Below are 21,291 nucleotides of genomic sequence, written 5' to 3' on the forward strand. Positions count from 1 at the left end.
GAGCATCTGACTGTTAATCAGAGGGTCCTTGGTTCAAGTCCAAGAGGAAGAGCAATGGGGTTCCGTGCCACCTCAGCCAAGTGCACAAACAACATATATTTCTTTGGAGATACATTCTTCCTTAGCTCAGTCGGTTAGAGCATCTGACTGTTAATCAGAGGGTCCTTGGTTCAAGTCCAAGAGGAAGAGCATCTCACAGTGGGTCTTACAGTTTTTTGTGGGGCCCACTTCTTTTTTTCGCTTTGGTGTCGGGTATCCTCTTTTGGATTTTTTGTATATTTACCAATTAAATATGATCATCTGTAGCGAAATATTAAGCACTATATAATTATGAAGTTTAGAATCTCCAGCGACAGTTTGTACGCACATCTATTGCAGATCAGTAAGGTAATCGTACAGAAAAACTCTGTGCCCATTTTGGATAGTGTTCTTTTCGAGCTGAAGGGCGAACAGCTTGTGCTGACAGCTTCGGACGGAGAAACACGTCTCGTCACTCGTCTCGAACTCGATGATACCGATGGCGGGCAGATGAGTATAGCCATAAAGAACAAGATGCTCCTCGAGCCACTCAAAGAGATCTCGGGACAGACCATCTCGATGACTGTGGATGAGGAGACTATGCTTGTGACTGTGAAGTATCAGAATGGTACGTTCAGTTTCAAGGCTCAGAGTGGGGAGACTTATCCTGCTGTTGCAGAGCTAAAAGAAGAGCCGGTCACGATATCTATCCCTCAAAATATCTTCCTTGCGGGAATCGGCTATACTATCAATGCTACGAGCCCCGAAGATGCTCGTCCTATCACGACCGGTATTCACTTTGATGTGAAGCCTGACCACATTACTTTTGTGGGGACGGACGGATTCCTCCTCTCGATGTACAAAAACAATAATGTCAAGCTCGGACTTGATACTACTTTCACGTTCCAAAAGAAGCCTGCTCTCCTCTTGAGAGCTTTCCTTCATAAGGAAGAGACTGCGCCTCTTGATCTCAAGATCTATGGTACTCATGCAGTCATAAAGACTGAAAACGTGGATATGGTGTGTCGTCTCATCGAGGGTAAGTATCCTAACTACTTGGCGGTTATCCCTAAGTTTAACCAAAATGAGATCATCGCCGACCGTGTGCAGTTCTTGTCTGCCTTGAGGAGAGTTTCGATGTTTACCAATCAGGCGTTCAACCTTATCAGTTTTGATATCTCGGCAGATCGTCTGCACCTCAAGGGGAACGATACGGACTTCTCAACGGCAGCGGAGGAACAGGTGCCTATCTCATATACGGGCAATCCTCAGTTGGTATCGTTCCGTTCGACCCAACTCATGGAGATCCTCAACTATCTCAACAGCGAAAAGATATCATTCAAGCTCGGAGATAAGGCTACTCCGGGACTCCTCTCTCCATTTGAAGTGGAGGATGGTGAGGAAATAACCTCTCTTGTCATGCCTTTGATGAGCTAAAAAATAAATATCAAACACATAATGACTGACAATACAATAGCTCCACTCCTCAATCTCGATCGTCCGATAGTCTTTTTTGACCTCGAGACCACCGGGGTGGATGCTGCAAAGGATAGGGTTGTAGAGATCTCTATGCTCAAGGTCTTGCCTGATGGTAGCGAAGAGGAGTACTACTCTCTCATCCATCCGGGGATGCACATACCTCCATCCAGCAGCGCTGTACATGGCATCACTGACGAAAAGGTGGCGGATGCGCCGAGGTTTGAACAGGTGGCGAGGGAGATTGCCGGATTTTTTGAAGGTGCGGACATTGGAGGGTACAACTGCAATAAGTTTGATGTCCCATTGCTCGTGGAGGAGTTCCTCCGTGCGGGTGTTCCCGTGGACTTCAAGACGCGCAGGATTATCGATGTTCAGGTCATCTTCCATAAGAGAGAGCAACGGACTCTGTCTGCCGCATATAAGTTTTACTGTGATAAGGACTTGACCGAAGCGCACACCGCGGCTGCGGATACTCGTGCGACTTATGAGGTGTTGCGTGGGCAGTTGGGCAGGTATGCCGATCTTCCCAACGATGTGCAGGCACTTGACGAATACACGTCGTATCACAAGATTGTGGACTTTGCCGGTCGCCTTATATATAATGAACATGGGCAGGAGGTGATCAACTTCGGTAAGCACAAGGGTAAACTTGCGGAGGTCGTACTGAGAGAAGAGCCTACCTACTACGACTGGATCATGAAGAGCGACTTTGCGCGTGATACTCAGATGGAGTTCATGAAGATAAAGATGCGTATGGATCAGAACAAGAGATAAGTGCTGTCACAAAGAAAATATGTCTCTAAAAGATAAAAATATAGTCTTGGGAATCACGGGAAGTATCGCAGCATACAAGTCTGCGGTGCTTGCGCGTCTTCTTATCAAGGCCGGAGCTCGTGTCCAAGTGGTCATGACTCCCGCAGCCAAGGAGTTTATCACGCCTTTGACTCTTTCGACCCTTACGGGAAAGGATGTCATCAGTGAGTTTTTTAATGAGCGTTCGGGCTCATGGAACAGTCATGTGGATCTCGGCCTGTGGGCTGATGCCATGATTGTGGCTCCTGCCACGGCTGCAACACTGGGCAAGATGGCTCATGGTATAGCAGACAATATCCTCATCACGTTGTACTTGTCGTGTCGTGCAACGGTATTTGTCGCACCTGCGATGGATCTTGATATGTTTGCACACCCATCGACACATGAGTCGTTGGATATCCTCCTCCGTAGAGGAAATCTTGTCATCGAACCCGGTGAGGGTGAACTTGCGTCTCATCTCATCGGGAAAGGGCGCATGGCAGAGCCGGAGGAAATTGTGGCTGTCCTCGAGGAGTACTTCAAGGAGGATAGACCTCTTGCCGGAAAGAAGGTGTTGATCACTTCAGGTCCTACGTACGAGAAGATAGATCCTGTGCGTTTTGTGGGCAATTATTCGACAGGGAAGATGGGGTTGGCTCTTGCTGAGGCTTGTGCTGCAGCCGGTGCGACGGTCGTATTTGTCACAGGTCCTGTGCATCAACTCCCTCAAGGTCAGAATATCGATATCATCAAAGTTGAGAGTGCGATAGAGATGCGTGATGCCTGTCTCAAGCATGCAGACTCGTACGACCTTGGGATACTGTGTGCCGCAGTTGCGGACTATCGTCCTGCTACAATGGCGGACTCCAAGATCAAGCGTGAAGAGACCGGCGCGATGACACTCCATCTCGAGCCTAATCCGGACATAGCAGCTACACTCGGAGGTATCAAGAAAGAGCATCAGCATCTCGTAGGCTTTGCTCTTGAAACGGATGCTACGCCCGAACAAGTGCTTGCAAAGATGCATCGAAAGGGACTCGATATGATTGTCCTCAACAGCTTGGCTGACAAAGGGGCAGGATTTGGTACGGAAACCAACAAGATAACCATCTTTTCAGCCGACGGCAGTTTTGAGGAATATCCCTTGAAAAGTAAAAAAGAAGTCGCAAAGGATATACTTTCTTCAATCATCGCTCATGACCTTTTGGCGTAATAAGTACATGATGCGCAAGCTGATATTTCTCGTGTTTTTGCTTTTATCTACACGAATGGTAGGGATTGCGCAGTTCTTTTCTCCCTATGTGAGGGTCACGACAAATACAGTGGGGGGACAGTCAGCTCTTCATTTCGACAAGATCAAACAACGGTTATCAGACCTCATGAAATCGTTTTCTCCAAAAATAGATTGTCCTGCACCATCTCTGCCCATCGATTGCGAACTTACACTTAATATTATTTCCGCAGAGGGTCCTCAGTATATAGCTGATGTGACGTTGCGCATGCTTCGCCCGATATACGAACGCAGGGAACGCAGTCTTGTCATACAGACCGGAGAGAGGGGGCTTACCTTTGAGTTTGATCCATATAGTATATCTCTCCAGCAGGTTGCAGGCCTGCCCGAAGATCCTTTTTTGAGGCATATCTACTACCATCTCCTCGTCGGAGCATGGATGTACTATGATAGTTTTGGCGATCAGGGAGGGACACCGTTTGTGGAATACCTTTCGGCTCATGGCACGGAATTTTACAAGCAGACCTTCTCGATAGATCATGCCTCAAGCGGCATCCGGCCGGAAGAATTGATCCCTCGACTTAAAGAACAAGCATGTGGGCTATTTAGGGAAGGCTACTTCATCTACCATCGCAAGGGGATAGATCAGTTGTCTCGAGACAAAGAAATGTATATAGAGGCTTTGTCTTTGACCCTCGATCTTTTGGAAAAGGTCAAAGATGAGGAACCTGCTCATCCTTTGCTTTCGCTCTTTGCAGATACCAAGTTGGCAGAGATCCGACATTATCTTGGGATAGAAGAGTCGCCTAAGACAAGGGCGATTGCTCTGAGATTGGCTCGTCTCTTTCCTACATATCAACAGTAAATAAATGATACAACATATATACATCAAGGACTTTGTACTCATTGAGGAGTTGTCTCTCGAGTTACAACCCGGATTTCTTTCCATTACCGGTGAGACCGGGGCGGGAAAGTCTATCCTTATCGGAGCTATCGGGCTTGTCTCGGGCAGTCGTGCCGATAGCAAGGCTGTGCGCGAAGGAGCGGCAAAGGCTATTGTCGAGATATCTTGCTCAATGATTCAAAATGAGGCTCTGCTGAAGTTGTTTGAGGAAAATGACCTTGATGTCGGTGACACTTGTACGCTCCGTAGAGAGGTAACTTCCGCAGGAAAAAGTCGTGCTTTCGTCAATGACACCCCCGTCACTGCCAACGTTATGAAGGAGGTGGGAGGTTATCTGATAGATATACACTCTCAGCATCACAATATGCTCATCGGTGATCCTAAGTATCAGATGTTTGTCGTGGATACTTTGGCGGGTACTCATGCTTTGTTGTCAGAGTACAAGCAGGTATATAATCTCTACAAAACTTCTCAAAAGCACCTCGAAGAAGAGCGACAACGCATAGATCAGCAACGCAAGGAAGTAGACTACATACAGTTTCAGTATCAACAGCTTGCCGATGCTCACATCCTTCCTGATGAGATGGAAGATCTCGAAGAGCGTCTGGCAATAGCTCACAATTCGCAAGAGATTACCGATGCTCTGCACACCCTCTCGGGTCTTTCTGAGAGGGGGGAGAGTGAGTCTCCTCTTGATGAGATAGCAATGACAGTGAAGCGCCTCAACAAGGTAAGAGATAGCTATTTGCCCGCTGCTGAGATGGCTGAGCGACTTGAGGCGTTGCGTATCGAACTTTCGGATCTTTCGGCTCAGTCTGCCGATGCTGTGGATAGCCTTTCTATCGATAGTAATGAGATCGAAGCTCTCGAGCAGCGTGCTGACTTACTGCAGTCTCTCCTTTTCAAACACAACCTGAAAACGACGAGCGAACTCATAGCCCTCCGAGATGGGTATGAGTCTTTTATCCAAAGAATAGACGATGCTGATGGATTTCTTGAACAACTTGAAAAAGACGCGGCTACAGCTCTTGTCAAGGCAAAAAAGCTTGCTGCCGAACTTACAACAAAGCGTCAGTCCGTTTCGGCAACATTACTTCCTGAGATCGATAAACTCATCAAGGAACTTGGTATAGCCGGTGCGACATTTAGCATTGAGTTATTACCTACCGAAGACTTGACGTCCAACGGAGCTGATAAGGTCTCTTTCCTTTTTGCCACAAACAAGCAAACATCACTCCGACCCATCCGAGAAATCGCTTCAGGGGGAGAGATCTCCAGGTTCATGCTTGCCCTCAAGACGATTCTTGCTTCCCGTGCCGTACTTCCTACCGTCATCTTTGATGAGATAGATACCGGTGTGAGTGGAGAGGTTGCAGGTAAGCTGGGAAAAGTCATGCGGACGCTTAGTCATAGCCTTCAGGTGCTTACCATTACTCACCTTCCCCAGATAGCTGCCCTTTCTGATCACCAATATGTGGTGTCCAAACGCGAAGAAGATACTACCTTCGTAACTACGATCGAAGAGGTTGTCGGCGAAAGTCGGGTGCGTGAGATTGCTTCCATGCTTTCGGGAGCAGACGTCACCACCGCGGCTATGGATAATGCTAAAGCCCTATTGCTCAACAAATAGAATGATAAGAAAGATATGAAAGATAATGAAATGATATTTGGCATCAGAGCCGTCATAGAGGCTTTGCAGGCAGGCGAAGATATCGATAAGATCTTTGTCAAACGTGAGTCCAACAGTGCACTCATGAACGAACTTATGGAAGCTCTCGGTTCTCGCCGCATCCCCATTCGCCGTGTCCCGGTCGAGAAGCTCAATCGCCTCACACGTAAAAATCACCAGGGTGTCATTGCTTACAAGGCTGCCACGACTTACTATCAACTCGATGAGGTTATCCCTGCGTTGTACGAAGCAGGCAGAGATCCCTTTATAGTTATCCTTGATGGTGTGACTGACGTGCGCAACTTCGGAGCCATAGCTCGTACTTGTGAGTGTACAGGTGTCGATGCTATTGTGATCTTTGAGCAAAACTCTGTTTCTGTTACGGGAGATGCCATCAAGACTTCGGCAGGGGCACTTTCTCGTATCCCTGTTTGTCGCGAGCGTTCCATCGAGGGAGCTATAGGTTATCTCAAAGATTCGGGTGTCCGCCTTGTCGGTGCAACTGAAAAAGCTGCCGATGTCCATTACGATGGTGAATATCAAGGCCCTCTTGCTCTCATCCTCGGCGCAGAAGATACAGGTCTCTCGACAGCTTCTCTCACTAAATGTGATCAGCTTGTACGCATCCCTCTTTACGGAGATATAGGTTCGCTCAATGTCTCTGTGGCTGCCGGAGTCCTTATCTATGAGGCCATCAAGCAACGTAGAGGCTAAGACAACCATCTTACTTGACTCATAAAAAAATAACTATAACTTAATCACATTCTAAAAACTAACAACATCATGAAAGAAATCATCAACACTTCAAATGCTCCTGCAGCAATCGGTCCATACTCACAAGGCGTTAAGGCCGGTAATATGTACTTCTTCTCAGGCCAACTCGGTATCGACCCAAAGACAGGAAACTTTGTCAGCGATACTTGTGTAGAAGCTCAGTGCGAACAAGTTTTTGCTAACATCAAGGCGCTTCTTACTGAAGCCGGGCTTGATTTCTGCGATGTCATCAAGGCTACAGTATTCCTTGCAGACATGGGAGACTTCGCAAAGGTCAACGAGATCTACGGCAAGTACTTCACAGCTCCTTTCCCGGCACGTAGTGCAGTTGCTGTCAAGACTCTTCCAAAGAATGGTCTTGTAGAGATCGAAGTCATCGCTTGCAAGTAATAAGCAGAGTTACATACCATATCTAAAAAGGCGGCACTCGTAAGAGTGTCGCCTTTTTTTATTTATTATTTTGAGGACTCCTTTTTCGACAATATGAGAGGCTTATATCATCTCCACATCCCTTTATGACATCAAAGCGGTTTGGAGGATGAGGATGGCGAAGCCCGCGATGTAGCCAAGTACGGCGAGGGGGGTGATGCGGCGCATGTACCATGCAAACGAGACTTTTTCCAATCCCATCATGATGACACCTGCTGCGGAGCCTATGATGAGGAGGCTACCTCCGGTACCTGCACAGAAGGCAATGAGGTTCCAAAACTCGCCATCGACGCAGAGTTGTGTCGAAGCCGGGTCTATCTTGTACATCCCCATTGATGCTGCCACGAGAGGGACGTTGTCCACGAGGGATGATGCTGCGCCTATGAGGAAGCTCTGCACTTCGAGACCGAGCACTTCGAGATGCGTAGCGAGCGAACTAAGGATGCCTGTAAGTTCTAAAGTCTTGACAGACATAAGGATACCAAAGAAAAAGAGTAGTGTCGATATGTCTACTGTCTGTACAACGAGGCTGACGTGACGCATGAGTCCTTCCTTGATGTACTTTCTCTTGCGTCGATAGAAGATGTCGGTATAGCCCCATATCACCCCAAGGCCTCCGAGCATGGCAAGGAATGGCGGGAGGTGTGTCACTGCCTTGAATACCGGTGTGAGGAGTAGCACGCTCACTCCGAGAGCCAGTATGATAAGTTTTTCTCTTCCCGTCATGCGGTGTTGTAGTTCTGCCAGTTCCTCCTCTTCTGCAGAGACCAAAGTATCTTCAGGAGGGGTGACCTCTCCATGTAAGAACGGTGTAGCGATGAGTAGAGGCAGTAGTATCGATACTATACTCGGGATGAGCAGCATAGGTACTATGGAGCCTGCAGTGACATTGCCATTGACCCAAAGCATGATCGTGGTGACGTCTCCGATAGGTGAAAACGCTCCGCCCTCATTGGCAGCAATGACTGTCATCCCTGCATAGAAAAGTCGCAAGTCTCTGTCTCCGACGATGCGCCTTAGGATCATGATCATGACGATCGTGGTGGTCATGTTGTCGAGGACGGCCGAGAGGACAAACGTAAAGCCGGCTATGGCCCACAGCAGTTTCCGCTTGTCGCGTGTTGTGATGACATCCGCGACATAACTAAATCCCCCGTGGAAGTCCACCACCTGTACTATCGTCATCGCACCGAGGAGCAGGAGTATTGTCTCTCCTATCTCCCCGACAGTCTCCATGAGTTGGCTTTCGACAGTCGGTACGATGACCTCGGGAGATATTCCCGCCTCAAATGCAGGCAGGGCATACCTGTACAGCACCCACAGTCCTGTCCCCATGACGAGGGCTGTCGCGGTTTTGTTGATCTTTAGAGGATGCTCCATTGCTATCATGAGATAGCCGAGGATGAAGAGTCCGATGAATAGGATCTCAAACATACTGCTATGTGGGTATTTGTGTGGTAAAGCCTATCGTCTTACGACGAATTACAAGTAAATTTTTCTTTCCTTACACTTTGACTTGTCTTTGTCGTTCTCTATGTCGCATAGAGCCTCGGGGATGCTCGGAGGAGGTGGCGGGAGTCTCACGCCTTGCCCCTGACGGCACACCCGATGTTGATCCTTACAGAGGAGTCATCTCACGAAGTTGGTACGCACTTTCGGTTCGGCTTCCGGTATCGGGCGATCTGCCTCCTTGATCCCTTTGATCATCCATGACATATTGCGCCCAAGCACCCTCAAGGTCTGCAACCCTTCAGGATCTTGGAGGACCTCACCCGGAGTCTCTCCATGGATGATGTTCCAGTATTGAGACGACACAATGGGCATATTGCAAGCCATGAAGAACCTGTTGAGACTGTCAAACGCTGTCGTTGCTCCTCCTCTCCTCGCGACCACCACTGCGGCAGCCGGTTTGTATGACACAGCATCTCTGTTGGAGTACAGGAGTCGAGACAGCAGAGCCGTGAGACTTCCGTTAGGTCCGGCAAAATACGTCGGAGAGCCCACGATGAGGGCATCCGCAGCCAGCATACGTTCCCGAGCTTCGTTGTACAGATCATCCTCGAAGACACAGCGCCCGATGGTCTTGCAACGCCCACATCCCGTACAACCTTGTACCGGTTTGGACCCTATCTGCATGATATGGGTGCTTATCCCTTCGCTTTCCAATACTTCTGCAACGACCGACAGGGCAGTAAAGGTATTCCCTTTGGTGCGTGCACTACCATTGATGAGTAAGACATTCATTGTTCTGTAAGTATTTATAGATGAGTTTGGGTTCAAAGTTACTACAAGTATCCCTAACAGTCGTGAGAATATTGTACCAAATGACTCTCATTTCAGACTTTTGTGATAAAAATCACTGCGAATGGTGAGCGTCATGTCACGAATAAAAAAGGAGAAGCATGCCTTTCAGTTTTGACAACTGCGACATGCCTCTCTTGTCCCGTCGTTGCAGCCCGAAGTCTGTCTCAGGACGAACGTATTTCCTGCTTAGGCTTCAGGGTGGCTCGCTTCGTGCTCTGCGAGGATTTCTCTTGCCTTGTCGAGGATAGTGGAGTCATTGAGTTCGACGATACCACCATCAGGACCGGGCTGGATATTGATACCTGCACTGCGACCATCCTTGAAGTTGTGACCACCAAAATAGTTACGTACGGTTTCCACACTGATGCCGAGCTCATCGGCAATGCGTTGAGATGCACCATCAGGCAGAGAGTCTTTGATTCTTCTCAATTCGTTGAATGTTAATGTCTTTGTCATAGCAAGAAGTATTTATTAAGGTGATACATTGTAGTACTTTAATTTTTATTGCTTTATACAGCAGCCCTAACTTAGGTATTTTATTTCGAATAAACAAATTTTCTAATGAAATAAATCGGTAAATTGAGATGCCCCGACTTTTCCTTCTCTCACGTACCCATATATCGTGAGAAGGTTGCGAAAAATGGCAAAAATAATGCCTATTTGTTGTCATTGTAGGCATCGATAATCCTGCCTATTTTTGCAAACGAAAGGATATTAAGTGTTTATGTCCTTTCAGTACCAAAAACTTCACTTACTAAAAAAGGATAAGACTGACTATGGAAACAATCTCTTCACCTGTTGCAACACTCACCGTCCTTGATCCCGATATGCCTCTTTCTATTGCTTATGCCGAAGGACTCACCAAGGATGTCGATACCGTCCTCGGCGATGTGGAGACACTCAACGATACCGAGATCTCTGTACACGGACTCTGTACTCATGCCTGCCGCCATGCCGGGCGCAAGGTCTTTTTGAGAGGATCAGAGCGTCGTCAGGTGTTGCGCATCGAAGCCGGTGAGATAGGAGGTTTTGACCATGTCAATTGTACCGGCAAGAAACTCTGTGTCAGGGGTATCCTCCGTGAGCAACGCATCGATGAAAACTTCTTGCAGAGGTGGGAAGCCCGCCTGCGCGAGAGACAAAGCCAAGGGCATTCCGATCCTTTGGGAGGATGCAGTGCCGATCGCCAATCAAGGGGCGAGACTGCGATCACGGTCGAAGACCGCATCGCGGCTTTCCGAGAAAAGATTGCGAAGCGCACCGAAGAGAGTGGTAAGGATTACCTCTCATTTTATCATATCGTAGCCAAAGATTACACCATATTGCCCTGATGAGAGGTGGGAGACGAACTTCTTCTGTTTGAGTATGATGCGAAACCTTCCGGGGGAGGCAAAAAAGTTGTCTAACTTCGTGTATCAAGTTAGACAACTTCATTCATCAAGTTAGACAACTTGATTTGAGAGGTTAGACACATCGTTTCGGAGAGAGGTACATTCTTTGTTCTCCGGGCTCCTATCGGAGGGTGAATGGAGTAGGACGGTGGGGAATCTATCAATGAATATATACGGACTGTACAAAGAGGCCCGATGGAGATCAACCATCGGGCTTCTTCATATAGTTTTGCACTCATCCGTTTTGCAGTCTTTTGTGCAGGAGGTGAGCGAGGGTGAGACAGATGTCTGAGATGAGGCTTTGATAGGGTGGTTTTGATGTTTTGTGGGTGCGCTTACGTTGGAGATCGATAGGGGGCAGTCCGTGTCGTGAGAGGAGGGTGTCCAGCATTGATTGAGCTGTATCCAAGACGTGCTCAAAGAGTAGTATGCCCCAGCGGTGCTGGTCGATGAGGTGTATGATACCGACGACGGGGGAGAGTATTTCGTGCGCTTTTATCATTGTCTCAAGGGTTTCCTGAGTTTTCTTGTCTCCTATCTCCATATCGGGATAGATATGTCTGTAGTAGCGGAGTATTCTCTCTGCGGTGATGTCGTAGCGCTTGCCCTGCCATTCGATGGAGGCTTGTCTTTGGGGCGTCATACCGGTCTGGTTGGCAAGGGCTTGGGCGATGGATCGACGCACCGTCTGTCCGATCATTTCACCCACAAGTACGTGTTTGCCCGTATAGTGCAGGTGTATGGGGCTTTCTTCATTCGATACGATGATCACACCATCCGTCCCCGATCCCGTGGCTATGTCCTCGGAGTAGCGACTGCATGCCATCAGCTCTTGAAGGATGCTTGCCTTGGCTTCTGTTGCTGTGACGATGGCACGAGACATGGCACCCGGATCGAGGTGTGCGTTGATGAACACAAATATATTGATTGTTCCTGCCGGAGGGAGCAGGTCTTTTTCCTCAAACTCATCATAGGCGGCTTTATCTCCCGCCCGACCTCCATTGACATCTATGCCTGCAGTGGCTATCGTCATGACTTCCACACCATGGTAACTCATCGTCGCGGTACTGCCATTTTCGATAAGGGCAGAGGTGCTCATCCCCGTAGATACTTCCGGAGGGAGATCCAGTTCTCGGGCAAGGAAGGCGTAGTGCTCCACAATATCAAAACCTTGGAGTCCGGGACATTCCTTTTTTAATACCAAGGGGTGGCGTCCACAACTATGGTTGAAAAGGTAGCGGAGATCGGTGCGGAAACCTCCGTTGAGGTTGCACGTACCGGTGACAGCTCTTTTGCCCTCAAAGGCTACGATCATGCCGTCCTTGTGATAATATACGGGATCGCCCATAGGTGTGCGGAAGACGACTTTGGAGGTGTCAAAGTGGGAGATAGGAGTCATAGTGAGTTTTTGAGCGTATTCAGGAGAGAAGCTATATCGTGGTGAGAAGAGATGGTGCCATTGACCAGCAGCGTCCAATGGTCGGGAGTAACCTCAATGTGCGGAGTGCCCTGTGCAGGTGTGGTTTCCGAAAAACCAACCCTTTGCAGAGCCCTTTTTGTCCATGTGTATCTGAGCCCTTGGCCTGTGATACTGACCGTGCGGATCATCTCGGGGCGGACAGAAAATTCGCCTCTCTCGGCATCATACTCAAGTGTCGGGGTCCCAAAGACCCTCTCAAAGTGTCCGCCCAACACAATATCCTCCGGTGCTCCTGCAGTGATCTTCCCATCCCTATCCATGAGCCATATCGTATCTGCCCAGTTGATGGCGAGATCCATCTCGTGGGTGGAGATCAGTATGCTCTTGTGTTTTTGGTGGGCAAGGCGTCGGAGCATCATGATGACTTCGAGCCGTGAGGGGAGATCGAGGTGTGCGGTTGGTTCGTCAAGGAGGATCAGCGGGGTCGCCTGAGTCAGAGCCCTTGCTATCATGACCCTTTGGCGTTCACCATCACTGAGCTCGGCATAGAGACGGCGCTCCATACCTTGGAGTCTGCACTCGTGTATAGCCTCATGGATGAGTTCCTTGTCTTGAGAACTTAGTGTCCCGATATAGTTGGTATAGGGGTATCTGCCCACCGTGACTATATCGGATACCGTCATGTTGCCGGGTATGATCTTTTCGGTGAGGACAAGGCTGAGGAGATTGGCGATCTCTTTCATCGAGAGATGGTTGAGACTGTGTCCTTGTATCAAGACCTCCCCACCGAGAGGGGGAAGGAGTCCGGCTATCGTGTGCATCAGAGTGGACTTGCCACTGCCATTGGGCCCCATGAGCATGACGACCTGAGAGGAGGGGATAGACAGATTCAGATCTTTGGATACGACATAAGCCCCATGTCGGCGGTTGTAGCCGGTGCTGAGCGCGTTGAGCTGTATATTTGTGTCCCTTTCTTGCATCATCCGAAGATTTGGCGTTTGCTGCGGTTGCCCATGATCACAAGGATCACGACGGGTGCACCTATGATAGAGGTAATGGCATTGATCGGGAGGATAAATTGACGTCCCGGTACTTGGGTGAGGATGTCACAGATGAGTAGCAACAGTGTTCCGGAAAGCATCGTGCCCGGGATCAGTATTTTGTGATCGGCAGTGCGAAACACGATGCGCACAAAGTGGGGAACAGCCATGCCGAGAAAGGCTATCGGACCGACAAAGGCTGTGATACATCCTGTAATGATACCGGTGATGCCTATGAGGAGGATGCGCACGGTGCGGACATCGGTTCCCACGGAGCGGGCATAGTTTTCTCCGAGATTCAGGGCATTCATCTGTTTGGGCATGAACAAGGATATGACAAGCCCCACACTGACAATGGGTATCATGAGTCCAAGTTGTTTCCATGTTGTCCCCGCCACACTGCCGAACGACCACAAGAGATAGGTCTTGAGACTCTCTTCGTCACTGAAAAACTGTAGGATGGAGATGACAGAACTTGCTAAAAAGCCAACCATGACACCCACAATAAGCACCGAAACAATGTCTCGCAGTCGGCTTGCTGCAAGGGAGATGAGGAGTAGTACACCCAATGCTCCGATGCAGGCAGAGATGATGGTCCCCCATGTGTTGGTGATCCCTGCCATGAAAAGGCTTGGAAACAGTGTGTATGCCATCGTATAGATCGCAACGCCCACACCTGCTCCACTGTTGATCCCCAGGATGGATGTGTCTGCGAGAGGATTGCGGAAGAGGCTTTGCATCTGCAACCCTGCCGTGGCTATCCCTGCTCCTGCTATAAGTGCCGTGAGGGCTTTGGGCAGGCGGAAGTTGGTCACCACATAGGAGTGCACATGGTCTCCTCCATTGCCCACGAGAGCATCTATGACCTCATCGGCAGGGATGGTGACAGCTCCCCACATCAGATCCAAAACGAAGGTCGTGACAATGCCCAGAGAGATCAGGGCAAATAGTATGACGGTACGGTATCTCATCGCCGGAGTTGCAGCCAATAAGAGGTGTCGTAGTCGGGCAGGAGATGAGGTCTCGTTATCTTGATGATGTCCTTGAGGAGGAGATGGGGGTTGTACACTCCGCTTTCCCAGATGTCGTTGCCTCCTTGTTCATTGACACGCTTGCGATCGACCCATACCTCTCCGTCTTTGACCGCATCGAAGTGTGCATAGCGCTCATTGATCCCGACAAAGTCCTTGACCGTAGAGATGTCCGTTGCCATCATGTTGAGCCAGATCTTTGCCTTGTGGTGTCGGGTGAAGATGTGTTCAAAGCTCTTGGGTTCGCCGGATACTTGCCCCGGTATGTATTCAAACCGTACACGGGCATCCTCAAGCATGGATGTGACGTAAGAGTACTCGCCCGGTACGTACCAAGCTCCTTTGTAGTCATGTCCGTACATCACAGCTATGTAGTCTTCATCATGTGGTACAAGGGCTTTGGCTTCAATATATTCCTTCTCTATGTGTCTGAAGAGAGAGTCAGACTTTGCGTTTTGACAACAGAGTATACCGATGATTTTGAGCCACTCCGCCCTCCCAAGCAAGTCTGTCTCTTTCCAATTGTTGAAGAGTACTATCTCTATGCCTGATGCGATGATGTCCTCATCTTTGTCCGTTGTGTCTACGATGCTTTGCAGGAGAACTTCGGGGTGAGAGGCGATGATCTGTTCGACATTGCGTCCCATGCCTCGGGATATTTCCGTGATTTCGCCACGATCGGCCTTGGCACGGAGACTCTGATCACTGATGTTGCGCAGATCTCCGGCAGCTACGAGGATATCACGGAGATCCAAAGCTGCTATGGCGCCTATCTCTGTGGTCGATAGACAGCCTAATGTCCGGATGGGAACAGAGATAAATCTCGCTCTCGGCGAATGCTCTCCGGCAGGATGCTTGCCCCTCTCATGCATTATGTACAGAGCCAGGGTATCTCGGCTATCCGGTCTGAACAGTACCACTTCCTTGTATCCTACGTGGTTGTTGACCTCAAAGCCTTTGGCATAGGTCACTTCCACTCCAAAGGCTGAGTCTATACTGTCTCTTGCGGTCGCTTCCGATAGCTCTGTATGACGTCCCTTCCCTCCGATACAGGATGCCAAGGTGAGGGTGATAAATATGAGCAATGTCAAAAATTTTTTCATATTCCGAGGGAAGCCCGATTTGTTGCGTAATCTATTAGTAAATAGATTTTTATATATGTCGGACTTACAGCGCAAAGATAATTTATTTTTTTCATGAATGAAATGTGGTGAGCTGAAACTCATCACCATATCTCCGTCCGTTGCCATCTTGGAGAGTTTAAATCGTAATCTAAGGATCAAAAAAGGCAGGTACATCGGTATTGAAGGTGTCGTTTTTTTAGATAGGGGTTGCGCATTTTGTTTTTAGGTGTGCGCTTTTGAGACTTTTATAGCCATTTTAGGAAGTCTTTTGTGGTGGTTTCTTGTTTTTTTGTCGGAAAAAAGATACATTGCGGACGTCAAGCATGAGAAATCACATTTGGGGAGGGGGCTCTTATTCTTTTTTCGGTCAGGAGAGAAAAGGCAAGTATAATATCATCATGGGCTTCTTGAACCGGGAGAGTACAACAAAAAAACTTTACAGCTATGAAAACAAAAATTATTCAGAACTTTATTTGGTTGCTTGCCCTGAGTATGGGGTTGATGGTCTCTTGTAAGGATAATGATTCTCGGCCGGATGATCCTTATGATCCGCCTTCTGATAAATCGCTTTTCCTTCCTGTCCTTGTCCATGCTGTTGATATGGAAAAGCTTAAGGAAGCAGAGGAGGCCAGAGGAGGTCGCCTGATCCAGAAGACACCTGCAGATCCGTCCCGTGGTAGGGTTCATCATGTTTATGTTTTTGAGTATACCGATAAGGACGTCAAGGCGACTCGGTATGAGATCTATTATAAAGACAAAAGGCTCTCAAGAGCTATCCAGAAGGTCACAACGGATGCTGCACAAGAGGATCTCAAAGCACTTCTTAAAGAGAAAGACTTCAGTGAAGATCATGTCCTTGTCCGGATGTTCTCATCGGGTCTTGCGAGAGAAAAAGATGGACTTTTCCATGTTGATGCAAAGAAGAAAGGCGAAGAGTGGGAGTTCAAATATGAGCAGTATGAGACGCAGCCTAAGCCGATGCCAACGATCAACGCATTAGACAGGCAGTGGTACAAGAGTTTCAAAAAAACAACGTACAAGTATCCTGAAGTCAAATTAGCGGAGGAGAATGTGCTTGATGCCACACTTCAGGAAGAAAAGAAAGTGGGATATGGAAAATACAAAGACAAAGTGAGGTATGCCAAATTCAAGGCAAAAGCCGGTGATGCTCCCATGATCATAAGGGGTCATTTCTTTGACTGGGATGAGGATCTGAGCGATCAGCAGGCCGGTTGGCATCATGAGATGATCATGATCTATACCGATCCGGCTCTGGGCTACTACAAAGATGCTTCACACGACATAGACATTCCTACAAGGGAAATACTTGCTCTCCTCAAAAGGGAAGGTTTTGAGTTTATGGAAGTCCAGAAATACGGCAAAGAATACACTCTTTTCTTCAAGAACGTGAAAGAAGGAGTCGTGTATACCCTGAGAAGTCGTGGCTTTGATGATATCGAGGGCGGACGAAAAGTAATGGCTTTGAACCTCTTCAAACTCGAAGATTAGTATCCTTACTGAGGAGGTATGCCACCTCTTCACCAAAAAAAAGAATAGGGCCCGGGTGCCCACTTGAAAGGGCATCTCAGCCTTCACGAAAGTGAAATTATGTCTCTCTTCATACTTAGCCCTGTCATTGTCCTATGGGATGGTGACAGGGCTTTGTGTATCGACTTTCAGAGATGCAGTCGAAAATGGGGATTTTCTTTGCTTTATTCTTGTGTCGGTCGGGCTAATGAGTTAACTTAGTACTTCCAAACAGTATGAGGATGAAAGATATCGAAACTATAACTTACACAGAAGGCGAACTCCCTGATCTGGCGACGTCTCTGCTCAAAAAGTATGGTGAGAGCAGGATCTGGGCTTTTGATGCCCCGATGGGGGCAGGCAAGACGACCCTTATCAAGGAGTTGTGCCATGCCTTGGGGGTAGAGGAAACTACATCAAGCCCGACGTTTGCTATCATCAATGTTTACCGGAGTCCCAATGGGGAGATATATCACTTCGATTGTTACCGCTTTGAGACTCTCGCTGATGCGTACAACATAGGTGCGGAGGAGTATCTCGACAGTGGCTCCTATTGCTTTGTCGAGTGGCCGGAGGTGATTGCCTCTCTCCTCCCCGATGATGCTCTTTCTCTCAAGATCGAGATCGTCGATGATCGGACACGCCGTCTCACTGTCCGTAAAGTCTGAGCCATGTCTGCCGCTGCTTTGGTGCGTATCGTTTTGGTCGTGATGTTTATCATCCCCGGTGTTATAGCCTTTGTTGCAGGTGCGACGGGTAGCAAGTGGTTCTTTTCATCCCAGGGGACTCGTTATTTCAGAGGAACATTTGGGATGGTGGGGGCGAGGATATTTTATGTCATATTGGGCTTGTTGCTCATCGGTTGTGGTATCTATGGACTCATAGATCCGGAGCAGCTCATGCGGAGATAAACAAACAGTGCCCACCTTTGAACTATAATCTTTGAACGATGGAAAGAGATCTGCATACAGCACTTGACTTTATCCTCGACTACAGACTGCTCGATGGTATGACTACTCTCGAGGGATGCGCTTTGCCGGAGATAAAGGACCATTTGGAGACCATCCGCGACAATTATACCTATCTTTCGGACTACTTCGTTAAGGGTGTAGATGACCCTCAACGCTCTCACATACTCGAGGATATGCGTAAGAGTCTGGCACAACTGGTGTACAGAAATGAGGTCATCCGCTTGAGCAAGTATGCTTACTATGTCCCATCTCATCATATACCTGTCGAGGGTGATGCTTCGCCCATCTTGTCTCTTATAAAGATGTGGCAACTGCCCCGGGAGGATGAGTCGGATATGGATTATAAACGTTACTTCGCCGTCCTTGAGACGTTGTTTGACAAACTTTGGTCAGCGCCTGCTTTGACAGATGAAGAGGTCTCCGCCATACGCTATACGATGACTGATGGCGATAACACCTTTGTCGCCCGTGTCTTGGTCAATGCACTTGCCCTCGGGTTGTTGCCCGGGATAGAGCCTGCCAAGTATCTGCTCCTCACTGAGGCTTGCGGACATAGAGATCTCTCTGTCAGAGAGACTGCTCTGTCGGCTCTCATGATGATATCCAAGATGTATGATAAGGTGCTTGGTGCGCTTTATCCTGGTCTGATAGAAAAGTCTCGACAAGTGTTTGCTCTTGCTGATGGGGAAGAGGTGTATGCGGCTTGTAATGCCATATATTCCTCGTATCGTACCGAGGAGGATCATCGCATCTTTGTCGAACGCGTAGAGCCTCAACTCAATGATATTGCTCAGAAGATGAACTTCATGCAGGGAGGGGACCTTCTTGAGCGTCTCAAAAATGCAGAGAAGACAGGAGAGGCCTCCGATATCGAGCGGACCATCCTGGATATTCAGGAGGAGTTGCCGAGAGACAGAGATCTTACTTTTCATACGATCCAAAAGATGAAGGGATATCCCTTCTTCGATTCCATACCGAGGTTTTTTCTACCCTTTGATGTCCATCATCCCACACTCAATCTCGACAACGCAACAGCGTTTGAGAAGTTGTTGCCCATGACTTTCAGAGAGGGTATGATCTGCTCGTCAGACTGTTACTCCTTTGCAAGTATCGAGTATTGGAAACAGTTTTCGGAGATGCTTGCCGGTAATATCCCCGATCTTAGTTCCTCGCAGATAGCCAAGGATGCGGATTATTATGCCAAAGATTTTGTCTTCGGGTTGTATCGCTTCATCAAACTGTGTTCGTGGGGGAGCCTGTTTTCCGATCCTTTTGAAGATCACCTAAATATCCTGGAGTCTTCCGGCACGAGGAGCCTGATCTCCTCTCCCGAGCCTATGCGTCGTATCATCGAGCGCCTGGTCGCTCTCAAAGAATACGACCTTGTGACCCGATTGGGGCAGGATTTTCTCTCTGTCTCCGGTATCAAAGACCCTCAAGTACATCGCATCCTCGCGGTAGTGTATTATCGCAGCAAGGACTATGACATGGCAAGAGCGCATCTCGAGGCTGTGGTAGAGTGCGAGGGGCTGACGGCTCCCATCGCAATGCGACTTGGAGAGCTATACGAGATGGCCGGTCGTCCACAAGAGGCTCTGTCTCTGTATACCAAGGCATACGAAGAGCATCCCGATGAACCCAAAGTGGCATTGGATTATGCGCGACTCTTGGAGATCGGAGGGGACTATGCTGAAGCCTCAAAGGTGGCCTTTGGGGCATTCTTCAATACCGATGGTAAAGATGCCGATATCGTGCTGCTTCTCGTGCGTTCGCTCCTCATGATGGGTAAGCTGAGAGAAGCCTCTGAGCGTATCGCAGAACTGTCCGATGATAATGACGAGGCATTTGTGTACAAGCAGTTCATCCGCCTCATACAGGGAGATAGAGAGGGCGCAGTAGATACCCTTGCACGTTGGAGTAAAGACATCACTTCACGAGTATCCTTTGTACATAAGCATGCAGAAAAGTTACTACCCAAACATAACTGGACCAAGAGTGACATCATCCTTTTGATTGATGCTTTGAAAATATCAATATCCAAGCTATGAAGCGAGTCAGACTATACAACATCATACTTTTTTTGAGCCTGCTTGCCATCCTTGTTTCGTGTGGCAGGGGCAAAGGTAAGACGGGACAGTGGACCGTAGAGATCGATTATGTCTCAGACAGCCCTTCGGATTCGGTATGGTACCTTTATACGTACGGGGCACAGTCTGTCGGTATCGATACCATCCTCCGCAGTACTCCCGAAGGTCACTTGTCCTATCGTCGTACTTTTGAGAGAGATACCCTCGACCTCTGTCTCCTTTTCGACGCTGAGAGCCGAACTCTTGCCCCAATCTTTCCTGAGCCCGGATCCCCTGTGGCAAGTATAAAACTCAATAAAAAGAACCCTGCTGTCAAAGCCTTCGGGATGCTTAAGTCCGAAGACCTCACGGTGTGGCTCGACTTGCAGCGTAGCACGCTCAGCGACTCCATACGTCAGGACAGTACGATCAAGGTATTGACGTCTCTCATCCGTCACAAGGTAGGCATGGTTCTCTTTGTCCATGAGAGTAAGCGTAATGATACTCTTCCGGAGATGAGAAGCCTCAAGAGCTTAGCCTATAGCTTTTACCAAAACGATATCGACCTGCTCAACGCTGTCGGCTTCTCTCGTGGAGAAGCTCACTTCTTCAGGGCGCTCATGAGTTCGTCGTCCATGAATAAAGATCTACCCATAGAGATCAAAGAGAAAAAGAAAACAACTTCTCTTACACTCAAACAGTTGGCAAAGAAAAAAGGGGAGGTCTTCTTCCAGTTCATCACACTGCACCGAGGAGACTCCATTTCCAAAGCCGTCGCGGAGAGCATGATGAAGAAAATGGACTCCCTCAAGATCTCCATGGTGTCTGTCTTGGTGGAAACAGAGAAAGCCCCTCAGGCATGGAAGAGTCACACCATCTATCAGAGCCTCAAGACACCTTCGTACTTCCTTGTAGACTCTTTGGGCGAAGCTTCCATGTTCGCAAACAGACAAGGCGTCTATCGTCTCCCTTCATACATGCTTGTCGATACACTTGGGAAGATCCTGCAAGTATGGCATGAGTCCGACAGTGTATTGAGCCATTTCGCAAAGAAATATCCTCCCAAACCCAAGAAAACTGCTCTACAAAACCAAGATACCACAAAAGATCATGAGTGAGAG

Annotated in this window: 20 protein-coding genes and 1 tRNA gene; 14 read left to right on the forward strand and 7 right to left on the reverse strand. The window is 48.5% G+C overall.

The window, feature by feature from the left end; all coding sequences use genetic code 11:
• The first annotated feature begins 115 nt into the window (after positions 1 to 115).
• The 8 genes from Q4A14_RS05640 (at position 116) to Q4A14_RS05675 (ending at position 7,257) form a co-directional block, all read left to right on the forward strand.
• Positions 116 to 189 (forward strand) — tRNA-Asn (locus tag Q4A14_RS05640).
• Positions 190 to 330: 141 nt separating this feature from the next.
• Entirely contained in the window at positions 331 to 1,455 is a 1,125-nt protein-coding gene (dnaN, locus tag Q4A14_RS05645) for a DNA polymerase III subunit beta (protein WP_303170566.1), read from the forward strand.
• A 21-nt stretch (positions 1,456 to 1,476) separates the two neighbouring features.
• On the forward strand, positions 1,477 to 2,271 hold the full coding sequence (locus Q4A14_RS05650) for a 3'-5' exonuclease (protein WP_303170568.1): 795 nt from the start codon (positions 1,477 to 1,479) through the stop codon (positions 2,269 to 2,271).
• A 19-nt stretch (positions 2,272 to 2,290) separates the two neighbouring features.
• Entirely contained in the window at positions 2,291 to 3,502 is a 1,212-nt protein-coding gene (coaBC, locus tag Q4A14_RS05655; protein WP_303170570.1) for a bifunctional phosphopantothenoylcysteine decarboxylase/phosphopantothenate--cysteine ligase CoaBC, read from the forward strand.
• A complete protein-coding gene (locus Q4A14_RS05660) occupies positions 3,486 to 4,385 on the forward strand; it encodes a DUF4835 family protein (RefSeq protein WP_303170571.1) in 900 nt (299 codons plus the stop codon). Before coaBC ends, Q4A14_RS05660 begins: the two co-directional genes overlap by 17 nt.
• A 4-nt stretch (positions 4,386 to 4,389) precedes the next feature.
• Positions 4,390 to 6,054: a DNA repair protein RecN gene (locus Q4A14_RS05665; protein ID WP_303170572.1), complete on the forward strand. Its 1,665-nt coding sequence runs from the start codon at positions 4,390 to 4,392 to the stop codon at positions 6,052 to 6,054.
• A gap of 15 nt (positions 6,055 to 6,069) precedes the next feature.
• Positions 6,070 to 6,807, forward strand: a complete 738-nt coding sequence (gene rlmB, locus Q4A14_RS05670; RefSeq protein ID WP_303170573.1) for a 23S rRNA (guanosine(2251)-2'-O)-methyltransferase RlmB — start codon at positions 6,070 to 6,072, stop codon at positions 6,805 to 6,807.
• A 69-nt stretch (positions 6,808 to 6,876) separates the two neighbouring features.
• Positions 6,877 to 7,257, forward strand: coding sequence for a RidA family protein (locus Q4A14_RS05675; protein WP_303170575.1), 381 nt, complete (start codon positions 6,877 to 6,879; stop codon positions 7,255 to 7,257).
• A gap of 123 nt (positions 7,258 to 7,380) precedes the next feature.
• Here Q4A14_RS05675 and nhaD read toward each other — a convergent pair whose 3' ends face one another.
• The 3 genes from nhaD to Q4A14_RS05690 all read right to left on the reverse strand — a co-directional run bounded on the left by nhaD (position 7,381) and on the right by Q4A14_RS05690 (position 10,056).
• Positions 7,381 to 8,730: a sodium:proton antiporter NhaD gene (nhaD, locus tag Q4A14_RS05680; RefSeq protein WP_303170576.1), complete on the reverse strand. Its 1,350-nt coding sequence runs from the start codon at positions 8,728 to 8,730 to the stop codon at positions 7,381 to 7,383.
• A 195-nt stretch (positions 8,731 to 8,925) separates the two neighbouring features.
• Entirely contained in the window at positions 8,926 to 9,540 is a 615-nt protein-coding gene (locus tag Q4A14_RS05685) for a flavodoxin family protein (protein WP_303170577.1), read from the reverse strand.
• A gap of 246 nt (positions 9,541 to 9,786) precedes the next feature.
• The gene (locus Q4A14_RS05690; RefSeq protein ID WP_303170578.1) at positions 9,787 to 10,056 is read right to left on the reverse strand and encodes a DNA-binding protein; all 270 of its coding nucleotides are present in this window, start codon (positions 10,054 to 10,056) and stop codon (positions 9,787 to 9,789) included.
• A gap of 320 nt (positions 10,057 to 10,376) precedes the next feature.
• Here Q4A14_RS05690 and Q4A14_RS05695 point away from each other — a divergent pair, with 320 nt between their 5' ends.
• Positions 10,377 to 10,931 (forward strand): hypothetical protein, encoded by a 555-nt coding sequence (locus Q4A14_RS05695; protein ID WP_303170579.1) that lies wholly within the window; start codon positions 10,377 to 10,379, stop codon positions 10,929 to 10,931.
• 295 nt (positions 10,932 to 11,226) lie between these two features.
• Here Q4A14_RS05695 and Q4A14_RS05700 read toward each other — a convergent pair whose 3' ends face one another.
• The 4 genes from Q4A14_RS05700 to Q4A14_RS05715 are packed head-to-tail and all read right to left on the reverse strand — an operon-like array spanning position 11,227 to position 15,585.
• Positions 11,227 to 12,390: an adenosylcobinamide amidohydrolase gene (locus Q4A14_RS05700; protein ID WP_303170581.1), complete on the reverse strand. Its 1,164-nt coding sequence runs from the start codon at positions 12,388 to 12,390 to the stop codon at positions 11,227 to 11,229.
• Entirely contained in the window at positions 12,387 to 13,394 is a 1,008-nt protein-coding gene (locus tag Q4A14_RS05705; RefSeq protein WP_303170582.1) for an ABC transporter ATP-binding protein, read from the reverse strand. The genes Q4A14_RS05700 and Q4A14_RS05705 overlap by 4 nt, the downstream gene beginning before the upstream one ends.
• Positions 13,391 to 14,422, reverse strand: coding sequence for an iron ABC transporter permease (locus tag Q4A14_RS05710; protein ID WP_303170596.1), 1,032 nt, complete (start codon positions 14,420 to 14,422; stop codon positions 13,391 to 13,393). The genes Q4A14_RS05705 and Q4A14_RS05710 overlap by 4 nt, the downstream gene beginning before the upstream one ends.
• Entirely contained in the window at positions 14,419 to 15,585 is a 1,167-nt protein-coding gene (locus tag Q4A14_RS05715) for an ABC transporter substrate-binding protein (RefSeq protein WP_303170584.1), read from the reverse strand. The genes Q4A14_RS05710 and Q4A14_RS05715 overlap by 4 nt, the downstream gene beginning before the upstream one ends.
• Before the next feature lie 465 nt (positions 15,586 to 16,050).
• Between Q4A14_RS05715 and Q4A14_RS05720 the strand changes: the two genes are divergently transcribed.
• The 5 genes from Q4A14_RS05720 to Q4A14_RS05740 all read left to right on the forward strand — a co-directional run bounded on the left by Q4A14_RS05720 (position 16,051) and on the right by Q4A14_RS05740 (position 21,288).
• Complete coding sequence (locus tag Q4A14_RS05720; protein WP_303170586.1) at positions 16,051 to 17,115, forward strand: hypothetical protein; 1,065 nt, start codon at positions 16,051 to 16,053, stop codon at positions 17,113 to 17,115.
• Between the two features lie 260 nt (positions 17,116 to 17,375).
• Positions 17,376 to 17,801 carry a tRNA (adenosine(37)-N6)-threonylcarbamoyltransferase complex ATPase subunit type 1 TsaE gene (gene tsaE, locus Q4A14_RS05725; RefSeq protein ID WP_303170587.1) on the forward strand — a complete coding sequence of 142 codons (426 nt, stop codon included), beginning with the start codon at positions 17,376 to 17,378 and terminating at the stop codon, positions 17,799 to 17,801.
• A gap of 3 nt (positions 17,802 to 17,804) precedes the next feature.
• Positions 17,805 to 18,044, forward strand: coding sequence for an immunity 17 family protein (locus tag Q4A14_RS05730; RefSeq protein WP_303170588.1), 240 nt, complete (start codon positions 17,805 to 17,807; stop codon positions 18,042 to 18,044).
• Between the two features lie 38 nt (positions 18,045 to 18,082).
• Positions 18,083 to 20,152 carry a lipopolysaccharide assembly protein LapB gene (locus Q4A14_RS05735; protein WP_303170589.1) on the forward strand — a complete coding sequence of 690 codons (2,070 nt, stop codon included), beginning with the start codon at positions 18,083 to 18,085 and terminating at the stop codon, positions 20,150 to 20,152.
• Positions 20,149 to 21,288: a hypothetical protein gene (locus tag Q4A14_RS05740; RefSeq protein ID WP_303170590.1), complete on the forward strand. Its 1,140-nt coding sequence runs from the start codon at positions 20,149 to 20,151 to the stop codon at positions 21,286 to 21,288. Before Q4A14_RS05735 ends, Q4A14_RS05740 begins: the two co-directional genes overlap by 4 nt.
• The last annotated feature ends 3 nt before the right edge of the window (positions 21,289 to 21,291 follow it).

This window comes from Porphyromonas sp., from assembly GCF_030529325.1.
Classification (GTDB): Bacteria; Bacteroidota; Bacteroidia; order Bacteroidales; family Porphyromonadaceae; genus Porphyromonas_A.